The organism is Delftia sp. S65 (assembly GCF_016516495.1).
Classification (GTDB): domain Bacteria; phylum Pseudomonadota; class Gammaproteobacteria; order Burkholderiales; family Burkholderiaceae_C; genus Comamonas; species Comamonas acidovorans.
In genome coordinates, this window is record NZ_JACVUR010000020.1 from 75080 (window position 1) to 100661 (window position 25582).

Consider the following 25582-nt stretch of genomic DNA (forward strand, 5'->3'; position numbering starts at 1 on the left):
TCAGGGCTGTGCCGCCTCCAGCTCGGCCAGCCTCACCGCCACAAAATCCCGCAACGCACGCACCAGCGGCGTGAACTGCCTGCGGCTGGGGGCGACCAGGAACAGCGGAACGCACTCGGTCGTCCAGTCGGTGCACAGCGCAAGAAGGCGGCCCCGGGCCAAGTCCTCGGCCACGTCGAAATACGACTTGTAGGCAATCCCCCGCCCGGCCACGGCCCAGCGCCGCACGGCATCTCCGTCATTGGCCACATTGCGGCCGCGCACCCGGACATGGACGGCCTCTGGTACGGCTGCCCCCTGCCCTGCCGGCCAGAAGCTCCAGCGGTCGTGCACTTCCTCGCCCAGCATGAAGCATAGGCAGTCATGACCGGCCAGGTCGTGGGGGGTGGCGGGTGCGCCACGCTGCTGCAGATAGGAAGGCGCGGCGCAGAGCACGCGGCGGTGCGTGTCCGACAGCGGCAAGGCCACCAGGCTGGAATCCTGCGGTCTGCCATAGCGAAAAGCAGCGTCCACAGGCTCGCTGTAGACATTGGCTGCGCGGTCGGACAGGTGCAGGCGCAGATCCACGCCTGCATGCTGGCTCTGGAATTCGTCCAGCCAGGGCATGAGCACGTTGCGGCCCAGGTCGGAGGGGGCGGCCAGTTGCAGCGTGCCGCGCAAAGCGGCCTGGCCGCCAGCCAACTGGTCGCGCACCTGGCGCAGGCCGGCCAGCGCGGGGCGGCAGTGCTCCAGAAACAGCTCGCCCTCCTGCGTGAGCCGCAGGCTGCGCGTGGAGCGCACGAACAGGGTCACGCCCAGCTCTGCCTCCAGCCGCTTGAGCGCTGCGCTGGCCGCAGCCGGGGTCAGGTCCAGGGCACGCGCCGTGGCCGACAGGCTGCCGCTGTCTGCTGTGCGCACGAAGATATCCAGGTCTTGCAGGCTTTTCATGGGCATTCGCCAGGCTTTGATTTTCAAAAACTATTTGAAGCTTAGTCCAACGAGAAGGCCATTTGTCGCGCTTGCGCCAACTGGGCGCACGGCCTGGGATGGAAGCCGGCTTCCATCCTTTGGCAGCGGATCTTGGCGCCGCGGCAACCGTAGTATGGTTGCCGCCATGCAGCTCAAACATTTCGCCGGTGCCCTGGCTGGCAGCCTTGTATTCGCCACAGCCACGGCAGGGGTCACCGCAGCCAAGACCCCCTCCTATCCCGATGCCGATGCCAGCGACCCCGCAAAGCTGGGCTGGATGGTGGGCTCGCCGCCGCCGCCGGACCGCATGCTGCGCTTCGAGGACGGCTCCTATTTCCAGTTTCCCGCCATGCGCTGGAGCGTCTCGCACTTTCGCCAGCTCATGCCCACGGTGAATGTGTCGCGCGGCCTGGCGCCTGCAGCGCCGCTGGCCCAGGCGCTGCGCGAAGACATTGACGAGTTGCGCTTCACGCCCCTGGGGGCAAGCCAGCCCATGACCTGGCGCGATTCGCTCAAGGCCAACTACACCGACGGCATCGTGGTGCTGCACAAGGGCCGCGTGGTCTATGAGCGCTACTTCGGCGTGCTCAAACCCGAAGGCCAGCACGGCGCCATGTCGGTGACCAAGTCCTTCGTCGGGACGCTGGCGGCCATGCTGGCTGCCGAGGGGCAGCTCGACCCCTCGCGCCGCGTGTCGGAGTACGTGCCCGAGCTGGCGGCCTCGGCCTTCGGCAACGCCACGGTGCGCCAACTCATGGACATGACCACGGGCATACGCTTCAGCGAAGACTATGCGGACCCCCAGGCCGAGGTCTGGGCGCATGCAGCGGCCGGCAACCCGCTGCCCAAGGCCAAGGACTACACCGGCCCGCGCAGCTACTACGAATTCCTGCAGACCGTGAAGCCCGAAGGCGTGCACGGCAAGGCCTTCGGCTACCGCACGGCCAACACCGATGCGCTGGGCTGGGTGCTGGCGCGCGTGAGCGGCCAATCGGTGGCCGATCTGCTGTCCGAGCGCATCTGGAGCCGCCTGGGCGCCGAGCAGGATGCCTACATGTCGGTGGACTCCACAGGCACGCCCTTTGCAGGCGGCGGCCTGAACCTGGGCCTGCGGGACCTGGCGCGCTTTGGCGAGATGCTGCGCAACCGGGGCCAGTTCAACGGCCAGCAGATCGTTCCCGCAGCGGCCGTGGACGATATCCGCCGGGGCGGCGATGCGGCGGCCTTTGCCAAGGCCGGCTACAAGCTGCTGCCGGGCTGGACCTACCGCAACATGTGGTGGGTCACGCACAACGCCCATGGCGCCTTCGCCGCACGCGGCGTGCATGGCCAGACCGTCTACATCGATCCCAAGGCACAGATGGTGATTGCGCGCTTCGCCTCCCACCCGGTGGCTGGCAATGCGGCCAATGATCCGACCTCGCTGCCGGCCTACGAGGCGCTGGGCAGGCTGCTGGCTGGGGAGCGCTGAAGCACTGAAGGGGCGGCAATTCCCCGCATAGGCTTCGGCGGCCAGGGGGCACCGCCTGCAAGGACGCGTATTGTCAAGAAAATTTGCTAACGTATGTAGCATCTTCTTGCAATAAGTAATTCTTCTATGTTCCAGTCCCTGCGTGCGCGACTCATCGCGCTCAGCGTGGCCATCGTCACCGTGGCCATGCTGGCCCTGGCCATTGCCAACTTTCTGACGGTGCAGCGCCATGTGCTGTCCACCCTCGACGACCAGAGCCGCCAGCTGGTAAACGCCCAGGCCCAGGTGCTGGGCGAATGGGTGGCGACCAAGCGCCTGCTGACCCATACCCTGGCGCAGGCGGTCGATACGCCGGACCCGCGTGCCGTGGTCCAGGCGCTGCGCGACGGCGGCGGCTTTTCGGATGCCTACTTCGGCTACACCGACAAGCGCATGTTCTTCCTCAACGAGATGGCTGCCGACTACGACGTGACGGCCCGCCCCTGGTTCAGGCAGGCGCTCAAGCAAGGCCGTCCCATCGTGACGGCGCCCTATCTGTTTGTCTCTCCACCCGAAGTGGGCGTGACCTTTGCCGAGCCCGTGGGCCCGGCCGGCAATCCCGTCGCCGTGGTCGGCACCGACGTGCTGCTGACCACGGTGGTACGCACCGTGGGCGCCATCCGGCCCACGCCGGGCAGCTTTGCCTTCTTGGTGGATGAGGCGGGCGCCATCGTCACCCACCCCGATCCGGCACTCACGCTCAAGCCCGTCTCCGCGCTCTCGCCCCAGTTGCGTGCCGACGCCATCCAGGCCCTGCCCAAGGCGGACTCCGGCATGCGCACGGCCGTCGGCGGCAAGGACTTCCTGCTCTACGGCCAGGGCGTGCCCGGCACGAACTGGCAACTGGTGGTGGCCGTGCAGCGCGACGAGGCGCTGTCCGCGCTGGGTTCGCTGCTCAAGGTGTCGGGCGCCATCGTTGCCATTTCGCTGATCCTGGCAATTGCGCTGTTGGGCGCCGTCATTGCCCGCGTCACGCGCCGGCTGGCCGTGGTGCGCGATGCGCTGGAAGACATCGCCTCGGGTGACGGCGATCTCACGCGCCGCCTGTCGGTGCAAGGCAATGACGAACTGACGCAGATCGCACGCGCGTTCAACCACTTCACCGACAAGATCGCCTCGGTGCTGGTGCGCATCCGGGAATCGTCCGAGACCGTGCGCCATGCCTCCACTGAAATCGCCAGCGGCAACCAGGACCTGTCGGCGCGCACCGAGCAGCAGGCCAGCTCGCTGGAGGAAACGGCTGCCGCCATGGAGCAGCTCACGGCCACCGTGCAGCACAACGCCGAGAATGCGCGCCAGGCGCGCCAACTGGCCAGCAGCGCCTCTGACATCGCCACGCATGGCGGCACCGTGGTGGACCAGGTGGTGCGCACCATGGGCGGCATCGAGCAGTCCTCGCACCGCATCGCCGACATCATCGGCGTGATCGACTCCATAGCCTTCCAGACCAACATCCTGGCGCTGAACGCCGCTGTGGAAGCGGCCCGCGCCGGTGAACAGGGCCGGGGCTTTGCCGTGGTGGCCTCCGAGGTGCGCACCCTGGCCCAGCGCAGCGCCACGGCTGCCAAGGAAATCAAGGCGCTGATCGATGACTCCGTGGGCCAGGTCGATGCCGGCAGCCGCCTGGTGCAGGACGCGGGCGCCACCATGGGCAAGGTGGTGGAAAGCGTGCAGCGCGTGACCGCCATCGTCACCGAGATCAGCAATGCCAGCCAGGAACAGAGCACGGGCATTGCCGAAATCGGCACGGCCGTCAGCCAGATGGACCAGTCCACCCAGCAGAACGCGGCCCTGGTCGAAGAGGCCACGGCCGCGGCGCAGTCGCTGCAGCAGCAGGCCGCGCAACTGGCGGACGTGGTGGCAGGCTTTCGGCTGGACAGCGAATCATCCCGGTCCAGGAGCATCGCCCTGCATAGATGAAATCGGCGCCGCACGGCAGGCAACCCACCGCCCTGCCCCGGCGGCGCCGGTCCGGTTACTGCAGCGCGATTGCGGCCTGCCGTACCAGCTTCTCCGTGCGGGGGACCTCGGTTTTGACGAAGGCCTCGAAGTCGGCAACGCTGCCGCCACGGGCTTCGGCGCCGGTGGCCACCAGGCGCTCGCGGAACTCAGGGGTGTTCAGCAGCTTGTTGATCTCGGTGTTGAGCCGGGAGACCACGGCCGGCGGCGTGCCGTGGCTGGCCACGATGCCGTACCACGGGGCGATGTCAAAGCCTGGATAGCCTTGTTCGGCAATCGTCGGGATGTCCGGGGCCATGGCGGCGCGGCTTGCAGTCGATACGCCCAGGGCGCGCAGCTTGCCGGCCTTCACCTGGGGCAAGGCGGTCATGATGGTGTCGAAGTACAGGGAGACCTGGCCCGATATCAAGGCCGGGATGGCCTCGGCCGCACCCTTGTAGGGCACATGCACTATGTCGATGCCGGCGGCCTGGCGCAGGAACTCGCCAGCCATGTGCGAGGTCGTGCCGGCCCCGAATGAGGCATAGGTCAGCTTGCCGGGGTTTGCCTTGGCATAGGCCACCATCTCAGCCAGCGTACTGAACGGCGGGGACGGGTTTGCCAGCAGCACATTGGGCGTGACCGCCACGATGGCCACCTTCTCGAAGGCGTCCGGGTTGTAGCTCAGCTTCTTGTACAGAAAACGATTGGTGACCATGGAGGCCGGCCCGCTCATCAGCAGGGTGTAGCCGTCGCCCGGGGCCCGGGCCGCGGTGTCGCTGCCGATCATGGCGGCGGCACCCGGCTTGTTTTCCACCAGCACGGGCTGCCCCAATGAAGTGCTCAGCCCGGCCCCCACTTGCCGGCTCAAAAGATCCGTGGCGGACCCGGCCTGAAAGGGGACGACGATGCGAATGGGCTTGCTGGGCCAGGCGCCGGCCCCCTGGGCAGAGGCTTGAGCGGATGCGACAAGGGCCAGGGCAGACAGCAGGGCCGTGGCCAGGGGAGTGCGGAGCGTTTGGAGAGGCATGGTCTTCATCAGGTTGGAGAGCAGGCATGGCGAAGGAACAGGTTCCGGCTGCCATGGGGAAAATGCATAGATATTTAGATATTTGTATCCAATCATGCAGAAGACTAGCAAGCAATAATCGAACCAGCTCTAGGGAAAACCGCCTCTTGCCATTACCTGCACAGGCATGGCTGCGTGGAAACCGGCACAAACGGGGTGCCGAGAGGCGCAGGCAGGTCCCCGTAGAATCGGCGGGCCCCTGCCCTGGGCGAAAGACACCGGATAAACCATGCTGACCGACCGACGCGCCTCGTTTGACACTGTCCATGCCACGGCACAGGAAGAGGCCTACCAACACATCAAGCGCGGCATACGCACGGGCGAACTGCGCCCGGGCATGCGGCTGGCACCGGATGACATCGCGGCCGAAATTGGAACCAGCCGCATGCCCGTGCGCGAGGCGCTGAACCGCCTTGCCACGGAAGGGCTGATCGTCAACCGCCCCAACCGTGGCTCGGTGGTCCGGGTGCTGACCGAAAAAGAGGTGCGCGAGGTGTTCGCCATGCGTTCGGTGCTGGAGGGCCTGGCGGCCACCCTGGCGGCCGAGAACGTGACCACCAATGACATCCACGATCTGGAGCAATTGCTGCAGCGCATGCACCGCAGCGGCCTGAATGCATCGGAATGGATCACGGCGCACCGCCAGTTCCACGAGCGCCTGTGCACCATTGCCGACGCCCCCCAGCTGATGCGGCAGATCGCGTCCCTGCACTCGGTCTCCGAGCCCCTGATGCGGGTGTGGCTGGAGGGCAAGCCATCGACGGACTACGTGCACGACAGGCACGAAGAACTCATAGGCGCATTGAAGGCCAGGGATGGCGCAAAGGTGGAAGCCCTGATGCGCGCCCACATCCTGCGCACGCTTCCAGGCATCCTCCAGGCGAACCAGGCCGACTGAAATCCGCACTGAAAGCCGCGCCGGCCCCTTCGCTGTCACGACAGCCTGGAGCCAGCGCGCAGGCTGCCGTCCGTCAGGAGCGGTTGGCGCCCATGGCGCAGCCGTCCTTGCGGTGGTCGGATGCGCCGTGCAGCACACCGTTGTCCCAATCCACCCGAATGGCCTGGGCGCCGCCGATGGCAGGATAGCCGGGCGCCACCAACCGGTAGCCCTGCTGCTCCAGCGCCTGCGCGACATGCTGCGGCAAGGTGCTTTCAACTTCGACCTTGTCGGTGCCGGGAATGGGGAACAGCCGTGGCAGATCGCTGGCGGCCTGGATATCGCAGCCGTAGTCGATCACCTTGGACAGAAAGTGCGCATGGCCCATGGCCTGGTAGTGGCCGCCCATCACGCCGAACACCAGCTCCACGCGGCCATCCTTCGTGGTCATGCCGGGGATGATGGTGTGCAGGGGCCGTTTGCCGGGTCCGATGCAATTGGGGTGGCCCTCAGCCAGTTCAAAGCTCTGGCCCCGGTTGTGCAGCAGCACGCCTGATTTGGGCGCCATCAGGCCGGAGCCGAAGGGGTGGAAGATCGAGTTGATGAAGCTGGCGCAGTTGCGATCCTTGTCCACCACCGAGATGTAGACCGTGTCCTTGTGCTCCGCTGCCGCATTGGTCGCCGGGGTCTTGAAATGCTCCGGGAACTCGCCGTTGCGCAGCTGGGCGGCCAGCTCCTGCGACAGCAGATAGTCGACCTCCACATCGGCAAAGCGTGGATCGGCCAGCAGCGCATCCCGCACCCGGTAGGCCATGCGCGTGGCATCGATCTCGGCTTTCAGCCGCTCGGGCGAGAGCGGGTCCGTGCCCGGCTCCAGGCCCTGCAGAATGTTCAGCAGCAGCAAGGCGATGATGCCTTGGCCCGGAGGCGGGCACTCGTGCACCACATGGTCTCGGAACCTGCTCTTGACCGGCTGCACGAACTCGCCACGATAGGTGGCGAAGTCCTCAAGCGTGTGCACGCCACCGAGGCTGCGCAGATAGGAGACGATGTCCTGCGCGGTCTCCCCCTCGTAGAAGCCGGCGCGGCCCTGCTCGGCGATTTTTCGCAAGGTGGCGCCCAACTGCGGCTGGCGGTGAACCGATCCGATGGCCGGGGCCTGGCCATCGACCAGCATAATGTCGCGCGCAGTGGTGGCGGCCAGCAGTTGCGTGTGCATGGCCCAGTCGGTGCCGGCGCGCGGCGCCACGGCATAGCCCTGCTCGGCGAAGCGGATGGCACCTTCCAGAAGGCGGCCCATGGGCAGCCGGCCGAACCGCTCCGTCAAGGCGACCCAGGCGTCCACGGCGCCAGGCACCGTGACCACGTAGGGCGACTGGCGGCGCAATTGCTTTTCCTCGCCCGAGGCAAGAACGGCCTTCAGGGAGGTGGCCTGGGGCGCCCAGCCGGCGCCGTTGTAGGCCGTAATCTGGTCGGAGCCCTTTTCGCTGTACAGCGCAAAGCAGTCTCCTCCAATGCCGGTGGAGCCAGGCTCCACCACGCACTGGACCGCACAGGCCGCGACGGCGGCATCCATGGCGGTGCCGCCGGCCTCCAGGATGCGAACAGCGGCCTGGGTGGCGGCCGGGTGCGAGGTTGCCGCCATGCCGTGCGTGGACATGACGACGGAACGGCCAGGATTCTGGAAATTACGCATAACGGTTCTTCTTCCTTGTGTTGCTGGGACTTGGATTTCGGGCAATGAATGGGGGGCCGGGGGGCTGCCAACGCTGCTTGCAGCGGACCGCCATCGACGCAGGGCGCGATGGCAGCCTCGAGATTACCGTATCCTGATATCTTTGTATCCAATTTTTCCAAAGATACCCAAGCAATCACCATGCCTGGATTGGCCGTACACAATGCACCATCAGAGTGCGCCCTGGACCCTGACAGCCAAACCTAGAATGACGACCGGGCTCCGCCCACCCCAGAACCATCACCATGCCGCCACTTGCCACCCCCTCGCCCGATGCGGCACAGACCAGCGCCCACGAAGAGGCCTATCAACACCTCTCTCATGGCATCCGCATGGGGCTGCTGAAGCCGGGCGACAGGCTGGTGGCCGATGACATCGCCAACTCCATCGGCATGAGCCGCATGCCGGTCCGCGAGGCCTTGCGCCGGCTGACTGCGGAAGGCCTGTTGGTCATGCCGCCGAACCGGGGCGCGATCGTGCGGGAGCTTTCCGAGAGCGAGGTCATCGAGGTTTTCGAGATGCGTGCCGTGCTCGAAGGCCTGGCCGCAGCCATGGCCGCCAGGCGCTGCACCCAGGCGGATGTGGACGATCTGCAGGACCTGCTCTCGAAAATGAAGCGTTGCGAGAGTGACCAGTCGGAATGGATCACGGTGCACCGGCGCTTTCACGAGCGCTTTTGCCGCATCAGCGCAGCCCCGCGCCTGTGCGAGCAGATCTCGGCCCTGCATTCGGTGGTCGAGCCGCTGATGCGGATCTGGCTGGAAAACAACGAGCCCTCGCCGAAGTTGCAGGAGCACCACCAGCAACTGGTGGCCAGCCTGCAGGCCGGTGACCCGGATCGCATGGAGCGCGAAGTGCGCGCGCATGTGCGTGGAACGGTAGACAGCATCACGCAGGCCATGCGCAGACATCGGCCGCCCCAAGGCAAATCGCGCGCCAAGGCCTGACCTTGGCCTGGGCGATACGCCCTAGCCTCTCCTGTCCTTGAGGCGCGTCATGGAGCGGCGCGCCGCGGACAGGCTTCCGCGCCGGCCCAGTGAAAGCCCCGTGCCGGCATCCGGCAAGGCACCGCCAGCGGCCAATCGCTGCTGCGCCTCCAGCAGGCTGCGCAGGTCCGCCGCACGCTCCTGCGCCAGGGCGGCCGCATTCTGGGCGGTCTGCAACTGGGAGTGCAGGCTCAACTGCTCCTCCTCACTCTTTTCATAGCGGCCTTGCAGCTCTGCAAGGCGGGTCGCTGCCTTGCGCTCCTGCTCGGTGGCTGTCTTGCGCGCAGCCGCCAGTTCCTGGCGTGCACGGTCCACTTCGTTGAGCATGTGGCGCTCATTGCCCGCGTATTGCTCGGCCATGCGCTGGCGTTCCAGCGCGGCGGACTGCATTTCCTCGCCATGCTTTTGCTGCAGCGCCTCGCGCTGGCGGGCCGCCTCGGCCAGCGCATCGCGCATTTCCTCCAGGCGCTCGTCTCGGTCCTGCAGCTGCTGCTGCATTTCATCCAGCCGGCGCGACAAGTCCTGCGACTGCGCCTGGGCCACTTGCAGGGCCTGGTCCATGGCCTCTTTCTGCGCCTGCATGGACGCCTCGCGCCGCGCCATTTGCTCTTGCTGCTCCTGCAGCTCGGCCTGCGTGGCCTGCGCCGCTTCCTCGCGCGATTGCAGCGCGGCGCGGGCGGCCTCCATGGCGGCTTCCTGGGCTGCATCCCAAAGCTGCTGGGCCAGGCGCTGAACGGGATCGGGCACGGACGAGGGCAGCAGCTCGCCCTGCCCTGCCGCCACGCCCAGGCGCTGGCCCAGGGTGGCAAACCAGGTCTCCAGCATCGGGCTGACGGTATTTGGCGAGCCTCGGCCGATTTGCTGGCGCACGCGCTCGATGGTCGGCCGCAGGCCCTGGGCGATCAAGGCGTCTGCCGCGGCCCAGACATCGGCTTCCTGCACGCCGCGGGTGGATGTTTTCTGCATATCGTGAACTATTTTCCAGATTACCAACGATAAGTGATTGTTATCGTGAGTTATTTTAATATTACGTAATACATCATATGTGCTATGTATTAAATATTACATATGAAATTTTCATACAGTATGGATACGCACATTACACGGCTTTGCCCAGGCAAAAGGCCGCTGCAGCCTCTGGAAAGCCTGGAAATTGAACTTTGCATGGCCTGCACGGCCACAGGCTCCGCGGCGGGCGGCCATGCTGTGCCGGGCGACAATCCACGGATGCGCAACGGCCACTTTTCGCTGATTCCCCAAGACCAGCCTCTGGAAGACACACAGCAAGGCAGCACCCTGCCCTCTGCGGGGCTGGAGCCTGCCGCCCAACAGGCCGTGCGCGAGTTGCTGCGCGAGGGCGAATCCACCAACACCAGAAACAGCTACCAGAGTGCGATGCGCTACTGGGCCGCCTGGCATGCGCTGCGTTTTGAGCAGCAGATGCAGCTGCCGCTGAATGTGCCCTGCGTGCTGCAATTCATCATCGACCACGCCCAGCGGCAGACCGGCGCGGGCCTGGCCAGTGAAATGCCGGCGCACATGGACCGCGCCCTGGTCGAGGCCGGATACAAGGCCCGCGAAGGCCCCCTGTCGCACAACACGCTGGTGCACCGCATGGCGGTGCTGTCCAAGGCCCATCAGGTGCACGGTTTGGCCAACCCCTGCCAGGACGGCGCGGTGCGCGAGCTGATGTCGCGCACGCGCAAGGCCTATGCGCGGCGCGGCGAGCAGCCCGCCAAAAAGGATGCGCTGACGCGCGACTTGCTGGAGCAATTGCTGCAGACCTGCGATGACAGCCTGCGCGGCCGCCGTGACCGCGCCCTGCTGCTGTTCGCCTGGTCCAGCGGCGGGCGCCGCCGCTCGGAGGTGGCCGGGGCCGACATGCGCCACCTGCGCGCCGTGGGGCCGCAGGAATTCATCTACACGCTAGCCCACTCCAAGACCAACCAGTCCGGGCGGGATGTGCCCGAGAACCACAAGCCCGTGACCGGGCGCGCGGCCCAGGCGCTGGCCGATTGGCTGCGTGCCGCCGCCATACAGGAAGGGCCGATCTTCCGGCGCATCCGCAAAGGCGGCCATGTGGGCGAGCCCCTGTCGCCAGCGGCCGTGCGCGACATCGTGAAGCAGCGCTGCGCGCTAGCGGGCGTGGAGGGGGATTTCTCGGCGCATTCCCTGCGCTCGGGCTTTGTGACCGAGGCCGGGCGCCAGAACGTGCCCCTGCCCGACACCATGGCGCTGACGGGGCACAGCAGCGTCAATACGGTGCTGGGCTATTTCCGTGCGGATTCCGCGTTGAGCAACCGTGCGGCCAGGCTGCTCGATGCCGGCGACGACGATGCGGCCGCCGCCGCGCAAGGCAGCGGCCGGCCGCAGTCCTGAGCCGCTGGCTCAAAAGAGCTCAAAAGCTCAAAAAGCTCACTCCTGTACCGAGGTCCGCGTGCCGCTCAGGCCCAGCTTGCGCAGCAGCGTGGTGTCGGCTTCCACATCGGGGTTGCCGGTGACCAGCAGCTTGTCGCCATAGAAGATGGAGTTGGCGCCGGCCATGAAGCACAGGGCCTGCACGGCGTCGCCCAGCTGCTGCCGGCCCGCCGACAGGCGCACGCGCGCCGTGGGCATGGTGATGCGCGCCACCGCAATCACGCGCACGAAGTCCAGCGGATCGACAGGCTCGCTGTCCGCCAGCGGCGTGCCTGGCACGCGCACCAGGCTGTTGATGGGCACGGATTCGGGATGGGGGTTGAGATTGGCCAGTTGGGCGATCAGGCCCGCGCGGTGCACAGGCGCCTCGCCCATGCCGATGATGCCGCCGCAGCACACGCTGATGCCCGCGCCGCGCACGGCCTTGAGCGTGTCCAGGCGATCCTGGTACTGGCGCGTGCTGACCACGTCCTGGTAGTACTCGGGCGCGGTGTCCAGGTTGTGGTTGTAGTAGTCCAGGCCCGCTTCGCGCAGCGACTGCGCCTGATGCGGCTGGAGCATGCCCAGCGTGGCGCAGGTCTGCATGCCCAGACCCTTCACGGCGCCGATCAGCTCGTTCATCTTCTCGATGTCGCGGTCCTTGGGCGCGCGCCAGGCTGCGCCCATGCAAAAGCGCGTGGCGCCCGCGTCCTTGGCGGCCTGGGCGGCCCGCGTGACTTCGTCCACGCTCATGAGCTTTTCCGCCTTGACGCCGGTATCGAACTCTGCCGCCTGCGGGCAGTAGCCGCAGTTCTCGGGGCATCCGCCCGTCTTGACCGACAGCAGCGTGGCCAGCTCGATGTCGCCCGCAGGCCAGTGCTCGCGGTGCACGCTCTGGGCCTGGAACATCAGTTCCATGAACGGCTTGTCCAGCAGTTCCTGGATGGCCTGCACGCTCCAGGCGCCTTCAAACGGCAGCGTGTCGCTTTTGGAGGGGCGTGCATGCCATTGCAATGGGCTGCCGGCCGCAGGTTGTGCGGGGCTGTCGGAATTCGTCGGGGTGGTGCTGCAGGCGGTCATCAAAAACTCCTCTGTGGGTCTGCTTTTTTCATTCTGATGAGCAAAAAAAGCATTGGGAATGAAAAAGCCGGCTCCTTGGCAAAAATAGTTGCCCCATTTTCATGGCCTGCAAAAAGAGCGAACTTCGCTTATTTTTGAGCGATGTTCGCTGCGTTTTGGCAGAAGGTTTTCTGCCTGCATGCTTCATGCTGCAAGCGCGCAGCCATTGGTGGCCAACATCGCTCAATTGTCCGATGCAGGCCGAAAAAGATGTGCAAGCGGGCGCGGGCCTTGATTCCCAATACCTGCCAGATGCCTCTCCAAAACGACCACAATGGGTGCCCGCCGTCGTCGCCACGGCGGTTTTCATTGCCACGGCCCGTGCTTCCACCCGCTTTCCACCACTTTCCCCCGATTCGCTCCGATGTCCCTGCGCTCCCTGGAATTTCCCACTGATCACGGCCAACCGCTGCTGCTGTCGCGCGAGCAGCAGGCCATCCTGGCGCATGAGGGACGTTCGGCCATCGTGGCGGCGCTGGCGGGCGTAGGCAAGACGACCACGCTGGCCTGCAAGGTGGTTCAGGCCTGCCGCAGCGGCCAGGCCCAGCGCATCCTGGTGCTGGCCTATTCGCGCTCCGGCGTGGCGGCCTTTCATCACCGGCTCAAGCAACTGGTGCGCGAAGTGCCGCCCCAGGTACAGATCACCACGGTGGAACGCTGGGCGGCCCAGCAGATCCGCCGCCGCGACCCTGCGGCCCGCTTTCTGGCCGACCGCGTGGCACTGCAGGCCCGCGTGCGCGAGGCACATGCCGCGCTGTGCGAGCGGCTGGCCTGGCAGCCCGACCCTTTGTTCGAGCAGCCCGGCGACCTGGATCTGGACGCCTTCTGGGACTTCAACCTCAGCGCCAAGAAGTCGTTGCTGCCCCAGCGCCTGGCCGAGGAGGGCATGGGACTGGCGAGTTTCTGCGAGGAGTATTTGCTCGACTACCGCATGGCCGGCCTGTTCTTCGAGTACGAGCGCCGCCGCATCGACCACTGCGGCGACCCGCTGTACTACGCCGAAGGCGACTGCAGCCATGCACTGGCCAGCGACGCCCTGCAGGGCCAGGCGCTGGACCTGCCGCGCTACGACCTGGTGGTGTTCGACGAGATGCATGACCTGGACCCGGCCTCGCTGCAACTGCTGCGCGCCCTGGTCGGAACCAGCGGCTGCGCCTTTCTGGGCGCAGGCGACTTCAACCAGCACATCGAGGCGCAGGCCTGGTCCGTGTTCCGCGACAAGCTCCACCAGCTCGATGACTTCCTGCCACAGGCCACGGCCACGCTGGCGCTGACCCAGTCGCGGCGCTTTGGCCCGCAGATCGCCAAGGCGGTCAATGCGCTGTTCAACGTTGGCCTGACTGCGGCGCCCACGCGCTTCAGCACCGTGCAGCAACTGCAGCACACCGATGACAGCCAGTGCATTGACCAGCTGCTGCAGATCCAGGCCGGTCTGGCGCGCGGCACGCCAACGGAGGCGCCGGGTGAGCCCCCGTCGCCCGGCGCGCGCAATCCCTCGCTGACCGTGATCCTGCGCCATGAGCAGGATGCCTGCGCGCTGGAATGGGCCATCCACCGCGCCGGCAAGTCCGCCAGCTTCTACGGCTTCAAGCGCTTTTACCTGCAGCGCGAGATTGCCCTGCTGCTGGGCCTTTGCTACGCACATGGCATGCAGGCGCTGTCATGGAAAGCCGAGGTCAGCGTGCTGGGCAGCGAGACCCTGGCGGCCTTTGTGGAAGGTGCGCTTTTCTACGGCAAGGGCAGCGTGGATGGTGCCGACATGGCCGATCCGTCAAGCCGCCACACGCTGGCCCAGCGCATGGCGGGCGAGATGCTGCACAACCCGCAGATCATCTGGCGATTCCTGGGCAACCAGTCCAGCCTGCAGGGCGGGCAACGCAACTTCCAGGCCTTTGGCAGCTTCTTGCAACTGCCCCTGGCGCTTCAGTCAGACGCGCGCAGCCTGCTGGAGCAGGCCGATGTCTGGGGCCTTTTTGCCGGCGTGGCCCTGTCGCAGGCCCAGACGGCGGCCTTGCGTCAGCGCGTGAAGGCCTTCATGGATTCGGTGGCGGGCATGGCCGTGCCCGACATGCTGGCCCAGGTGGCCGCCATGGCCACGCGCTTCGAACGAACCGTGCGGGCCGAGCGCGGCTTCGACTTTCATCTGAGCACCATCGAGGAAGCCAAGGGCAAGGAATACGAGCATGTCGCCCTGCCCTTCATGGAGCCCGGCCGCTTTCCGGCCTCGGCCCCGCACGCGCTGGCCTTTCTGGAGCGCAACCGCCTGTACGTGGCCATGACGCGCGCCCGAAAAAGGCTGTGGCTGCTGGAGCATGCCGAGCGGCGCGTCCAGCCTTTCGCCTGAAGACGTCTCAGCCCAGGGCGGCAATCACCTCGGCCGGCGCCTGTACCAGTTCGATCAGCACGCCCTCGCCAGCGATCGGAAACTCGTCATTGCTCTTGGGGTGCAGAAAGCAGATGTCGTAGCCGGCAGCGCCCTTGCGGATGCCGCCGGGCGCAAAGCGCACGCCCTGCTCCGTCAGCCACTGCACGGCCAGCGGCAGGTCGTCGATCCACAGGCCGATATGGTTCAGCGGCGTGGTGTGGACGGCGGGCTTCCTGTCGATGTCCAGCGGCTGCATGATGTCCACCTCGACCTTGTGCGCGCCCTGGCCCATGGCCAGGATGTCTTCGTCCACGTTCTCGCGCTCGCTCTGGAATGTGCCGGTCTGGGTCAGGCCCAGCATGTCCACCCACAGGCGCTTCATGCGCTGCTTGTCGGTGCCGCCGATGGCCACCTGCTGTATGCCCAGAACCCGGAAAGGACGCTGTTCGCTTGCCACTGTCTCACTCCTGTTGATTTATGAAGAATCACATTGTGGAGCCAATCCGCAAGGCCGCAGCCCATCGCACAGGCAGCTTAGAACTCCCCCAGCACCCATCCGCTGATCACCGCAAAGTACTCGCGCAGCCAGGCGTTGGCGCGGATCGTCAGGGGCGTGGGCGCACCCACGGTGAAGGCCTGGCCGTAGCCGCTGCGCTCGGCTATCCAGCCGGCGCGCAGAGTGTGGAAGTCGCTGGTGACGATGGCGATTGCCGCCTGCGGCTCCACCCCGCGCGCCTGCAGCAGGGGCAGGCTCCAGGCCAGGTTCAGCGCCGTGCTGGTGCTGCGCTCCTCCATCAGCAGGCGCTCGGGCGGCAGGCCGTGGCGCTGCTGCAGATAGCGCGCCATGATGGCGCCCTCGCTCTCGCTTTCCCCAAAGTCCACTCCGCCGCTGGTGAGCACCAGCGCCTTGGGCTGGCGGGCGGCCAGCTCGGCAGCGCGGTCCAGCCGCTGGGCCAGCGTGAGCGACGGCTGGCCGTCACGCGTGGCGCTGCCCAGCACCACGATGGCCTGCACCGGCTGTTCCGGTTGCAACCCGGACGAGGCGGACAGCAGGTGCGCCCAGAACACCAACAGGCTGACCAGCCACATCGCCAACGCCGCCCAGCCCAGCCTCCAGGCGCGCCGCAGCCATGCACTGGCGCGCAGCCTGCGCGCAATGGCCGGGCGCCAGAAGCTGCAGGCCATGAACAGCAGGCCCAGCACCGCTGGCAGCGTCACGCCCAGATTGAACATGCCGCGCGCCATCAGCACCACGGCATCGCCCAGCAGTACGGCGCCAGTGATCAGGCCCAGCCACTGCAAGGGCCCCAGCCGCTGGAAGCCCGCAACGGCGTTGCGTCCGGGCACTGGCCCGGGCGCGGGAGAGAGCTTGTGCAACAAGCGCCCTCAGTTCCAGCGCTGGTTGGGGCCGCCGGCGCAGGACCAGACAATCACGGGCTGGCCCGGCCGGGCATTGCCGCCTTCGATGTCCAGGCACTTGTTGGCAAAACGGCTGCGGATCTGGCCACGGCTCCAGTCCCATTTCTGGTTGGGCTGGTTGCGGCATTGCCAGGCAATCACCCGCGCACCATTGCGGGTGTTGCCATCGGCCACGTCCAGGCACAGGTCGCCCACGCGCATCTCGCCATCACGCGTCAACGTGAAACGCTGATTCTCACCGCCGCTGCAGTGGTAGACGATGAGCCCATTGCCTGGGCGAAGGCCTCCGGATATATCCAGGCACAGGCCGTTCTGGCCCCGCACCTCCCGCCCGCCCCACGAGGGATAGCCGGGCTGCTGGCCCGGATAGCGGTCATCGTTCCATTGCTCGTCGCGGTCACGTTCGCGGTCCTTGTCGCGCTTGTTCGCCAAAATGGCGGCGCCGGCAATGGCTGCCACGGCGGCACCGGCGATCCATGCGCCCGTGTTGTCGCTCCCGCCTTCCTGGCCCTGCGCGCCCTGGGGCAGGCCGCTCAGGATGCGGAAACGCCCGCCGCAGCCGCCCTTGACCCACATCTCCCGGCGGCCCAGGTCATAGCCCCAGTTCTGGTTGTAGCTGCAGTTGCCAGCCAAAGTCTCGACCAGTTGCACCTGCTGCGCGTCGTCGGGCAGGCTGTAGGTCTGGTAGCGGCCATTGGACATGAGTTGCACCGTCTCTTCGCCTGCAAGCGCAGGCACGGCCGGGGCAATGAAGCTGCTGGCCAGCAGGACGGAAATGCATTTCTTGATTTGCATGGGATTTCTCGGGCTGCGTTGATCTGAGGGGCGGCTACGCGCAGCAACCGGCCTTTTCTTTCAGGCCAAGAATGCAGCCACCGCCTCTTTCCAGGCTGTGGAGTTTAGCCAAGCAATTTGTAGGATTGCGCCAGATTCTGGCAAGGCTGGCTCAAATCATTGCCTGTTGAATCCCGCCACCCCCGCCCGAAACTCCCCACTCCCATACACCGCAGAAACCAGATCCTCATCATCCAGCCGCTGCTCCACGACGATGCGCCTCAGGCTTTCCTTGACTGCTGATTGGGTGGTTGCCGACAAGGCCATGAGCTGCTCGGCCAGCGCCTGTGCCTGGGCTTGCAATTGATCTGCCGGCACCACCGCATGCACGAACCCGCAGGCCTCGGCCTGCCCGGCTGACAGGTAGTCGGCCAGCAGCAGCATGCGCTTGACGCGTGGCACGCCCAGGCTGGCCACCAGGCGGGCGATGTTGCGTGACGACAGCGTGTTGGACAGCGTCTTGGCAATCGGCGCACCGAAGCGCGAGCCGGTGCTGCAGATGCGGAAATCGCATGCCGTGGCCAGGGCCAGGCCGCCGCCCACGGCCCAGCCGTCGATGACGGCGATGGTGGGCACGGCGATGCGCTCCAAGGCGTCGATCACGCGCTCCACGAAGGCTTCATAGGCAATGCCTTGCTGGCCGTCACGGAAGTCCTTGAAGTAGGCGATGTCGGTGCCCGAAATGAAGGATTTGCCGCCCGCGCCACGCAGCATCACGCAGCGGATGGCCGGGTCGGCCTGGCAGCGTTCCAAGGCCGTGAGCAATGCCTCGTACATGGGCATGCTCATGGCGTTGTGGCGTTCGGGGCGGTCGATGAGGATCTCGGCCGCGCCCCCGGCGTGAACGGTCAGTGCCACGGATTCATGCAGGGCCGGGCTCATGCGGCGGCCTTCAGTGCCTGGAGTTCGGCCATGATTTCTGCGTTGTGCTCGCCCAGCAGCGGCGGATGGCGGCGCACCTGCTGGGGCGTGCCGAGCATCTTGACGGGAAAGCCGATGTTCTTGACCTTGCCTTCGATGGGATGGTCGATCTCCATGCACATGCCGCGGTGCTGGCCGTGTTCCCCCTCGAAGGCCTGCGGATAGGTGAGCAGCGGGCCTGCGGGAATGCCTGCCTCCAGCATGCGGTCCACCCAGTCGGCGCTGTCGTGGTGGGCAAATTCCGCTTCCAGTGCCTCTATCAATGCCTCCCGGTGCTTGAGGCGCAGCGCCACGGTGGCGTAGTCCGGATGTTCGACCAGGTCCGCGCGCTCGATCAGCGCGCACAGCCTGGCCCAGAGCTTCTGGTTGGTGGCGCCCATGACGAAATAGCCGTCGCGCGCCTTCACGGCCTGGTAGGGGGCGCTCATCTTGTTGCTGGTGCCCAGCGGCGCGGGCGGCACGCCGGTGCCCCAGTATTCGGACATGTCCCAGATCGAGAAAGCCATGGCCGAGTCGAACAGCGAGGCGTCTATGTGCTGGCCCTGCCCTGTCTTCTGTGCGCCGATGTAGGCGGCCAGCAGTCCGTAGGTGGCGAACAGTGCGCAACCGATGTCGGCCACGGGCACGCCGGCCTTGACGGGTTTCTCTCCCTTGTAGCCGGTGACGCTCATCACGCCCGACATGGCCTGGGCCATGAGGTCGAACCCCGGCCGCTGGGCCCAGGGGCCGCTCTGGCCGAAGCCCGAGATGCTGACATAGACGATGCGCGGATTGATGCGGCGAATGCTTTCGTAGTCGATCTTCAGGCGCTGGACCACGCCTGGCCGGTAGTTCTCGACGATGACATCGGCTGTCGTGGCCAGCTGGTAGAAGGCCTCACGCCCCTCCTCGCTCTTGAGGTCCAGCGTCAGCGACCGCTTGTTGCGGTTCATGTTCAGAAAGCCCATGCTGTCCGGGCCCTTCATCTTGAAGCCCATGGCGCCCCGCGTCTGGTCGCCGGTGCCCGGAGGCTCGACCTTGATGACATCGGCGCCCAGGTCAGCCAGCAGCATGCAGGCAAATGGGCCGGCCATGACCTGGCTGACGTCGAGCACGCGGATGCCTTGCAGGGGCAGTTGCAGCGGGTTGGATTGGGGATTGCTCATGCCGGGTCCTCAGCTTTCTTCGGTCACTTTTGCGGCGCGAACGACGTCGCCCCACTTCTTGTATTCGGCAGCCATGAAGGCCGCGAACTTATCCACGGAGCCACCACCGTCCTCCACGCCGTATCCGTCGAAGCGGCTGACCACGTCGGGCATGGCCAGCACGCGGTTGATGTCGGCATTGATGCGCTGGGCCAACTCCCTGGACATGTCGCGCGGGCCGACGACGCCGTACCAGCTCGATGCGTCAAAGCCCTTGAAGCCTTGCTCGTCCATGGTGGGCATGGCCGGGAATCCCTTGGCACGGTTCACGCGGGTCTGGGCGATGCCCAGCATTTTTCCTGCGCGGACCTGGGCAGTGGCGGCCGTCATGGTGTCGAAGCTGAAGTCGATCTGACCGCCGATCAGGTCGGTCTGCATGGGGCCGGACCCTTTGTAGGGAACGTGGATGCTCTTGACACCTGCCGCCATGTTGAACATCTCGGCCGCAAGGTGCTGCACCGAACCTGTGCCCGAAGAGCCGAAGCTGACCTTGCCGGGACTTTTGCGGCACAGCTCCACCACTTCCTGCACCGAGGCATGGCCGTTCCTGCTGCTGGTCACCAGGATGTGGGGCGTTGCGCCGATCAGGGCGATGGGCGCGTAGTCCTTGAGCGGGTCATAGGTGATGGATTTGAAGATCTGCGGCGAGATGGCGTGCGTGTTCACATGGGCCATCAGCAGATTGATGCCTTCTGTGAAGCGGGCCTTGGCAAAGTATTCGGCCGCCAGCGAGCCCGTGGCGCCGGGCTTGTTCTCCACGATCACGGGCCGGCCCCAGACCTCGGACAGCTTCTGGCCAACGATGCGCGCGAACACGTCGGTGCCGCCGCCCGGCGCCCAGCCCACCAGGATCTTGGCGGGCCCCTTGGGCAGTTCGGAGGCCGGGGGCGCGGCCCCTGCCCAGGGTGCGGCCAGCGCGGTGGCGCCGGCCGCGATGAAGTCGCGGCGTTTCATGTCTGTCTCCTGCACATCGTTGTTGTGCAGTCACTGTCGCCGGGCGCCGATATCGCGGCAAGCCTGTGTGCCGCATGCCTGGTTTCGCAATCTGCGAAACCAGAAGGGTCAGATCGCGCGTTCGCCCTGCAGCAGGGCGGCGACGACGTTGCGCAGCGCCTGTTCCTGGGCCTGGCCTTCGATGAAGGACAGCACGTAGCTGCGCTCGTGCCAGTCGCCTTCCAGGGTGGCCCAACCCAGGTCGGGCTCAGGGTGGAAGCTGCGCAGCACACCGGGTGGCATCAGTCCCACACCCAATCCTTCGCGCACCAGGGCCAGCATGGTGTCGAAGCCGCTGACGGCGAAATCGTTGCGAAACACCCTGCCCCGGCTGCGGTGGGCGCGTCGCAAAGCGGCCAGGATGGCCGAGCCCCGGCCCAGGCTGACGATGGGGCAGTCCAGCAACTGGTCCAGTACCACTGGCTCGACGGCAAAGCTGAAATGCCTGCGGCTGTAGACCAGCACCAGGCTGTCCTTGCGGTAGTCGGAGCGTGGCAGATCCACGAAGCCGCTGGTCTTCTCGAAGATACCGATGTCGATGACCTTGTCGCGCAGCAGTTGCTGGACGATGCGGCTGTTCTCCTCCATCACCTGCAGCGTGATGTGGGGATAGCGCCGCTGGGTGATGGCGATGTCGGCGGCCAGGAACTGCAGGATGGCGGATTTGGGGGCGCCGATGATGATGCGGCCGTCGCGCCCGCGGCCCAGCGCCTGGGCGTCGGCCTCCAGACGCTCCACCAGGTTGCCTATCTGGCGGATATGGGCCAGCAGCTTGAGGCCAGGCTCGGTGGCGCGCACTCCATGGGGCTGCCGCTTGAACAGCTTGGCGCCCAGTTGCTGCTCCAGGTCACTGAGCCGCCGCGAGGCCGCCGCCACCGCCAGTTGCAGCCTGTCGGCCGCGCGCGAAATGCTGCCCTCCTCGGCAATCGCAAGCACAAGCTGCACGGTGGTGGAGTCGATCTTCATCATGGCGGCAAGGCCCTCTTGCGCAGGCGGCGTCTGCTGAGGGCGCGATTGTGCCCCAGTGCAGCAACCGTGCTCAGGCGTGCGCGGGACACTCCAGCACGTCGCTGAGCCTGAAGCTCTCCAGGAACGGCAGGACATGCTCCTCGTTCATCGGGCGGGCGATCAAGAACCCCTGGACGTACGTGCACCCGAGCTGCTGCAGGTGCAGAAACTGCTCCGTGGTTTCCACGCCTTCCGCGACGACTTCAAGGCCCAATCTGCGGCTCAGTGCCAGCGTGGCCTCGACAATCGCGGCAGCCCCGGCGTCCTTGTCCATGGCCTGTATGAAGCTGCGATCGATCTTGATCAGGTTGAAGGGAAAGCGGTGCAGGTAGGAAAGACTGGCATGGCCGGAGCCAAAGTCATCGATGGCGAGATTCACGCCCAGTGCCTTCACTTGCCGCATGACGGACAGCACCTGCTCATCATCTTGAAGCAGGGCCGATTCCGTCACCTCGATGTAGCAGCGCTCGGGGTTCAGGCCGGCGCGGTCCAGATGTTCCTTCAATTGCACCGCCATGCCTGGATCGAGAAATTCAAAGGCTGGGCAGTTGATGGACACCGAGATATCGGAAGGCCATCCGTTGGCAGCCAGCAGCGGGGAGCGCTCCACCATTTGGTCGATGGGAAGCAGCAGGCCGCGCCGCTCTGCCATCGGAATGAAGACGCCTGGCGGGACAGACCCTCTGGCCGGGCTGTTCCAGCGCATCAGCGACTCGAACCCGGAAATCTTTCCCGTGGCCACATGGCAGATCGGTTGGTACGCCATGAACAACTGGCTTGTTCCGATGGCGGATCGGAAATCCTGCTCCAGCAGCAGTTGCTCCTGCATGGGGCCATCGGCGGAAGGCTCGAATTTCACGAATCGCCCACCTCCCTGGGATCGCGCCCGCTCCATTGCCGCGCGGCCGTCGCGCAGCAGCTGATTCCAGTCCTCGGTGTTCTTGCGGACCGCCGTCCCTACGCAGACAGACAGCAAAATGCTGCGCTCACCCAACATGTAGCGCTTTTCACCCAGTCGGATGGAGAGCGTTTTCGCCATGGAATCGGGGTTCCCTTCATATTGGGCGACACAGAACTCCTCGATGGCAAGGCGGGCGGCGACGTCATTCTGGCCAATACAGGAGCGCAATTGTTTTGACAGTTGCGAGATCAGTGGGTTGTCCATTCCAGGAACCAGCGTATCTGCCAGCACTTGCAAATGCTCGATACCGATGACATGGATGGCAACAGGACGCCGCTGTGCTTGCGTTCTGCTCAGCAGTTGCTCAAATCCGGTTGAATTGAGCAATTCGGAAGCAGGGTCATGGAAAAGATGGTGCCTCAGCCGTGAATGCACCTGTACCAGATCCCTCGCCTCGAAATAGGATCTTCTGCGCTCGCGCATCCACAATTGCGCCAGTAATAAAAATGAAGCCAGGCTTATGGCCGCCCATGCCATGATGGTTTTGCCAAACCTCCACCATGGAGCCGCGAGTTTTGCCTTGGCTGCCAGCGTGGCATAGGCGAGATCCATGCCGCCTTGGCTGGAGTGGTGCATGGCGACGATCCAGCCGTGTCCAAAGCCATCGTCAGCGTCCAATATTCCCTCGCCTGCAGCCATCATTTTTGCAAGGCCGGAATCCATCCCGTCCAGAATGTGCGGATGCTCCGGGGGAATTCTGACCAGATCTTTGCCGTTTGGCAGGCTGACCATGACCTGATGGCCATCCAGCAGCAGTGAACCGAATGCCTGGCGAATGGAATCCACGGCAATGAAGGCCACCACAATGCCAGTCAGCGCCCCACTGGAGTCACGTAGCGGACGCCCCAGCACCAGGGACGGTATATCGAAGACCGGCGATTTGCTTGAATCCAGCAGGAAGAAGCCGCCAGGCTTTGTCTGCAGCGCTGCATTCCAGATGGGGCGCTCGGGGTTGTCGGGAGACAGCGGCAGCTTGCTGAAACGTGAGGAAATGGACCATTTCCCATGTCGATCAAGCACGCTCATGCTGATGACCCCGGGCAGCGCCGCCACCTCCTGGATCAAGGCATTGCGGATATCGGTGCTGGCATCAGGGTCTGCCGTGATTTCGCCTTGGCGGCCCGGTGCCAGCAAAAGTTGTTCTGTTCTCTCTACCGCCAAAGAGGTGGCAAGAATGATCTTGTTGGTTTCAGCGGCAGAGGCAGAGAGCGCATGCTGGAGATTCGATTTCTCTTCCTGGAGCGATGTCTCGTAGCTGGAGATCAGAGAAATGCCCGCAACGCCAATGATTACCAGGCATACGATGAAAATACAGGCATACCAGCGCCTGGGCTGCCAGCTTGGAGGTCTTCTCTCTGCATGCATCATTCAACGCTCATCTGGTCAAAATACGAGCGAACAGGCGCCGTTCTCCTGGCAGGCAAGCCTGCCAGGAGAAACGCTTCCCGTTGGCTGTGACGCACTGGTCTGAATTTCCGTCAGGACGCGGAAAGACTCAGCGGCCTCATGGGTGAGGGGATTTTCCTCAAGACAGGGGCCTCCTTTTCCGCGGGGTCCAGCTTGAAAATGGAAACTGCCGAAACCAGGGCCTGCGCCTGCTGGCTGAGACTTCCGGCCGCCGCTGCCGACTCTTCCACCAGAGCGGCATTTTGCTGGGTGACCTGGTCCAGCTGGATGATCGCATCATTGATCTGATCGATGCCCTGGCTTTGCTCCCTGGTGGCCCCACTGATCTCTTCGATCATGTTGGATACCTTCTGGACCTGGGTGACGATATCTTCAATGCTGCTGCCCGCAGCCTGGGCAAGCTGGTGGCCATTGCCGACCTTGGAAACACTGTCCTCGATGAGAGACTTGATCTCTTTTGCGGCCTCTGCACTTTTCACTGCAAGGCTGCGAACTTCGGCGGCAACCACCGCAAAACCACGGCCCTGCTCTCCGGCGCGGGCTGCTTCGACAGCAGCATTCAAAGCAAGAATATTGGTTTGAAAAGCGATTGAATCAATGACGTTGATGATGTCCTCGATTTTCTTGGAGGACGTGTTTATTTCATTCATCACGTCCACCATCTGCCGGGCCATGCCCCCGCCGTGCGCTGCGGCATCGCGCGCTGACTGGGCGAGCATGGTGGCGGTGATCGCCGCATCGGAATTGCTTTTCACCGTGCTGGCCAGTTCCTCCATGGAGGCGGCAGTCTCTTCAAGATTGCTGGCCTGCTCTTCCGTTCGGCTCGACAGGTTGGCATTGCCTGCATCAATCTGCGTGGCGCCTGTGGCAATGCTGTCGCTGCTGCTGCGCACGGTGCCCACGACGCGTTGCAGCGATACCTGCATTTCCTGCATGGCCGTGATCACACTGCCAGGGCGAGCCCTGGACAGGTCGATCCTGGAGGTCAGGTCCCCTCTTGAGATGTTTTCGGCAATGTGCGCCACATCTGCCGGCTCTCCGCCCAGCTGGCGTGTGATGGAAATTGTGATGATCACGCCAATGGCCACTCCCACAATCACGCCGGAGACGGTCAGGAGGGTGAGCATCAGCCGGATCTTTTCGTAGATCCTGTCGGTCTCGTCGTTGAGCCAGCTGGCATTCTTCTTCTTGATATTGACAACTTCCGTCATCAGGCTGTCGATCTTGTCGGACTCCACCCGGAATCTGTTGATCAGATCAATCGATTCCCTGGATTCCGAAAGATGCTCTGACTTGATTCTTTCAATCGTCTGCAGCAGACCCTTTTCATAGATGACGAGGGTTTCATCAATGGACTTGAGCTTTTCCTTGCCATCGCCCTCGGCAAAAAGCCTCTTGCTGTTGTTCAGTGCCTCTTTCAGCAGTTGCAGCCTTTGCAGCACGGCGTCCGTGTGCCGGTTTCTGCTTTCATCATCGTTTGCAAGCACGGCATTTCTGATGGCCCGGCCCGCTGCGATCAGCTGGACGTTGGCTTCGGATATTTGTGACAGGCCCAGCAGTTCCTTCTCGTACATCTGCGTTGCGAGATCATTGATTTGCCCTGCCTTCAGTATTCCATTGATACCGATGAATGCACCAATGCATGAGACCACAAGAAAGCCCATGGTCAGTTTGGTGATCACTTTTGATTTTTTGAAGCTCAACATCTTGATTGCCGAATGAATAATTTTCAACGATGAAATATTTGCCCTGACACCAGGATTATTCGGCCATAGAAAATCGGGAACTTGAAAAAAAACAATCCACATCTTCTGAAAAAGGCGTGGATTATTCTAGAAAATGATATATTGATGTTATAATTGCTCGATGCTCGATGCTCGATGCTCGATGCTCGATGCTCGATGCTCGATG

General features: G+C 64.7%; 20 protein-coding genes. 6 read left to right on the plus strand and 14 right to left on the minus strand.

Going from position 1 to position 25582, the window contains the following annotated elements; all coding sequences use genetic code 11:
• On the minus strand, positions 1–927 hold the full coding sequence (locus IAE24_RS17090) for a LysR family transcriptional regulator (protein ID WP_199960623.1): 927 nt from the start codon (positions 925–927) through the stop codon (positions 1–3).
• A gap of 166 nt (positions 928–1093) precedes the next feature.
• Here IAE24_RS17090 and IAE24_RS17095 point away from each other — a divergent pair, with 166 nt between their 5' ends.
• Both IAE24_RS17095 and IAE24_RS17100 read left to right on the plus strand, forming a co-directional pair.
• A complete protein-coding gene (locus tag IAE24_RS17095) occupies positions 1094–2419 on the plus strand; it encodes a serine hydrolase domain-containing protein (protein WP_199960622.1) in 1326 nt (441 codons plus the stop codon).
• 126 nt (positions 2420–2545) lie between these two features.
• The gene (locus IAE24_RS17100) at positions 2546–4378 is read left to right on the plus strand and encodes a methyl-accepting chemotaxis protein (protein WP_199960621.1); all 1833 of its coding nucleotides are present in this window, start codon (positions 2546–2548) and stop codon (positions 4376–4378) included.
• 55 nt (positions 4379–4433) lie between these two features.
• Here the strand turns inward: IAE24_RS17100 and IAE24_RS17105 are convergent, their stop codons facing one another.
• A complete protein-coding gene (locus IAE24_RS17105) occupies positions 4434–5426 on the minus strand; it encodes a Bug family tripartite tricarboxylate transporter substrate binding protein (protein ID WP_199960620.1) in 993 nt (330 codons plus the stop codon).
• A 268-nt stretch (positions 5427–5694) separates the two neighbouring features.
• On the opposite strand from IAE24_RS17105, the gene IAE24_RS17110 reads away from it, so the two are divergent.
• Positions 5695–6363, plus strand: coding sequence for a GntR family transcriptional regulator (locus IAE24_RS17110; RefSeq protein WP_012205610.1), 669 nt, complete (start codon positions 5695–5697; stop codon positions 6361–6363).
• Between the two features lie 73 nt (positions 6364–6436).
• On the opposite strand, the gene IAE24_RS17115 is transcribed toward IAE24_RS17110, so the two are convergent.
• The gene (locus IAE24_RS17115; RefSeq protein WP_199960619.1) at positions 6437–8038 is read right to left on the minus strand and encodes a gamma-glutamyltransferase family protein; all 1602 of its coding nucleotides are present in this window, start codon (positions 8036–8038) and stop codon (positions 6437–6439) included.
• 284 nt (positions 8039–8322) lie between these two features.
• Between IAE24_RS17115 and IAE24_RS17120 the strand changes: the two genes are divergently transcribed.
• Positions 8323–9024: a GntR family transcriptional regulator gene (locus IAE24_RS17120; RefSeq protein ID WP_096916250.1), complete on the plus strand. Its 702-nt coding sequence runs from the start codon at positions 8323–8325 to the stop codon at positions 9022–9024.
• 21 nt (positions 9025–9045) lie between these two features.
• On the opposite strand, the gene IAE24_RS17125 is transcribed toward IAE24_RS17120, so the two are convergent.
• Positions 9046–10029, minus strand: coding sequence for a DNA-binding protein (locus IAE24_RS17125; protein ID WP_199138244.1), 984 nt, complete (start codon positions 10027–10029; stop codon positions 9046–9048).
• Positions 10030–10290: 261 nt separating this feature from the next.
• On the opposite strand from IAE24_RS17125, the gene IAE24_RS17130 reads away from it, so the two are divergent.
• The gene (locus tag IAE24_RS17130) at positions 10291–11442 is read left to right on the plus strand and encodes a site-specific integrase (protein ID WP_199960618.1); all 1152 of its coding nucleotides are present in this window, start codon (positions 10291–10293) and stop codon (positions 11440–11442) included.
• Positions 11443–11478: 36 nt separating this feature from the next.
• On the opposite strand, the gene bioB is transcribed toward IAE24_RS17130, so the two are convergent.
• A complete protein-coding gene (gene bioB, locus IAE24_RS17135; protein ID WP_199960617.1) occupies positions 11479–12540 on the minus strand; it encodes a biotin synthase BioB in 1062 nt (353 codons plus the stop codon).
• 403 nt (positions 12541–12943) lie between these two features.
• Here bioB and IAE24_RS17140 point away from each other — a divergent pair, with 403 nt between their 5' ends.
• Positions 12944–14923, plus strand: a complete 1980-nt coding sequence (locus IAE24_RS17140) for a UvrD-helicase domain-containing protein (protein ID WP_199960616.1) — start codon at positions 12944–12946, stop codon at positions 14921–14923.
• Between the two features lie 7 nt (positions 14924–14930).
• On the opposite strand, the gene IAE24_RS17145 is transcribed toward IAE24_RS17140, so the two are convergent.
• From IAE24_RS17145 to IAE24_RS17185, 9 genes are all read right to left on the minus strand, one after another.
• Positions 14931–15401, minus strand: coding sequence for a VOC family protein (locus tag IAE24_RS17145; RefSeq protein ID WP_026062485.1), 471 nt, complete (start codon positions 15399–15401; stop codon positions 14931–14933).
• Between the two features lie 77 nt (positions 15402–15478).
• A complete protein-coding gene (locus tag IAE24_RS17150; protein WP_199960615.1) occupies positions 15479–16321 on the minus strand; it encodes a YdcF family protein in 843 nt (280 codons plus the stop codon).
• Positions 16322–16330: 9 nt separating this feature from the next.
• Positions 16331–17158, minus strand: a complete 828-nt coding sequence (locus IAE24_RS17155; protein WP_199960614.1) for a lectin — start codon at positions 17156–17158, stop codon at positions 16331–16333.
• 156 nt (positions 17159–17314) lie between these two features.
• Complete coding sequence (locus IAE24_RS17160; RefSeq protein WP_199960613.1) at positions 17315–18079, minus strand: enoyl-CoA hydratase; 765 nt, start codon at positions 18077–18079, stop codon at positions 17315–17317.
• The gene (locus tag IAE24_RS17165) at positions 18076–19263 is read right to left on the minus strand and encodes a CaiB/BaiF CoA transferase family protein (protein ID WP_043821980.1); all 1188 of its coding nucleotides are present in this window, start codon (positions 19261–19263) and stop codon (positions 18076–18078) included. The genes IAE24_RS17160 and IAE24_RS17165 overlap by 4 nt, the downstream gene beginning before the upstream one ends.
• Positions 19264–19272: 9 nt before the next feature.
• Positions 19273–20256, minus strand: a complete 984-nt coding sequence (locus tag IAE24_RS17170) for a Bug family tripartite tricarboxylate transporter substrate binding protein (RefSeq protein ID WP_043821978.1) — start codon at positions 20254–20256, stop codon at positions 19273–19275.
• A gap of 108 nt (positions 20257–20364) precedes the next feature.
• Positions 20365–21264: a LysR family transcriptional regulator gene (locus tag IAE24_RS17175; protein ID WP_199960612.1), complete on the minus strand. Its 900-nt coding sequence runs from the start codon at positions 21262–21264 to the stop codon at positions 20365–20367.
• Between the two features lie 70 nt (positions 21265–21334).
• Complete coding sequence (locus tag IAE24_RS17180; protein ID WP_199960611.1) at positions 21335–23632, minus strand: bifunctional diguanylate cyclase/phosphodiesterase; 2298 nt, start codon at positions 23630–23632, stop codon at positions 21335–21337.
• A 110-nt stretch (positions 23633–23742) separates the two neighbouring features.
• Positions 23743–25479, minus strand: a complete 1737-nt coding sequence (locus IAE24_RS17185) for a methyl-accepting chemotaxis protein (protein WP_233626194.1) — start codon at positions 25477–25479, stop codon at positions 23743–23745.
• Positions 25480–25582: the final 103 nt, after the last annotated feature.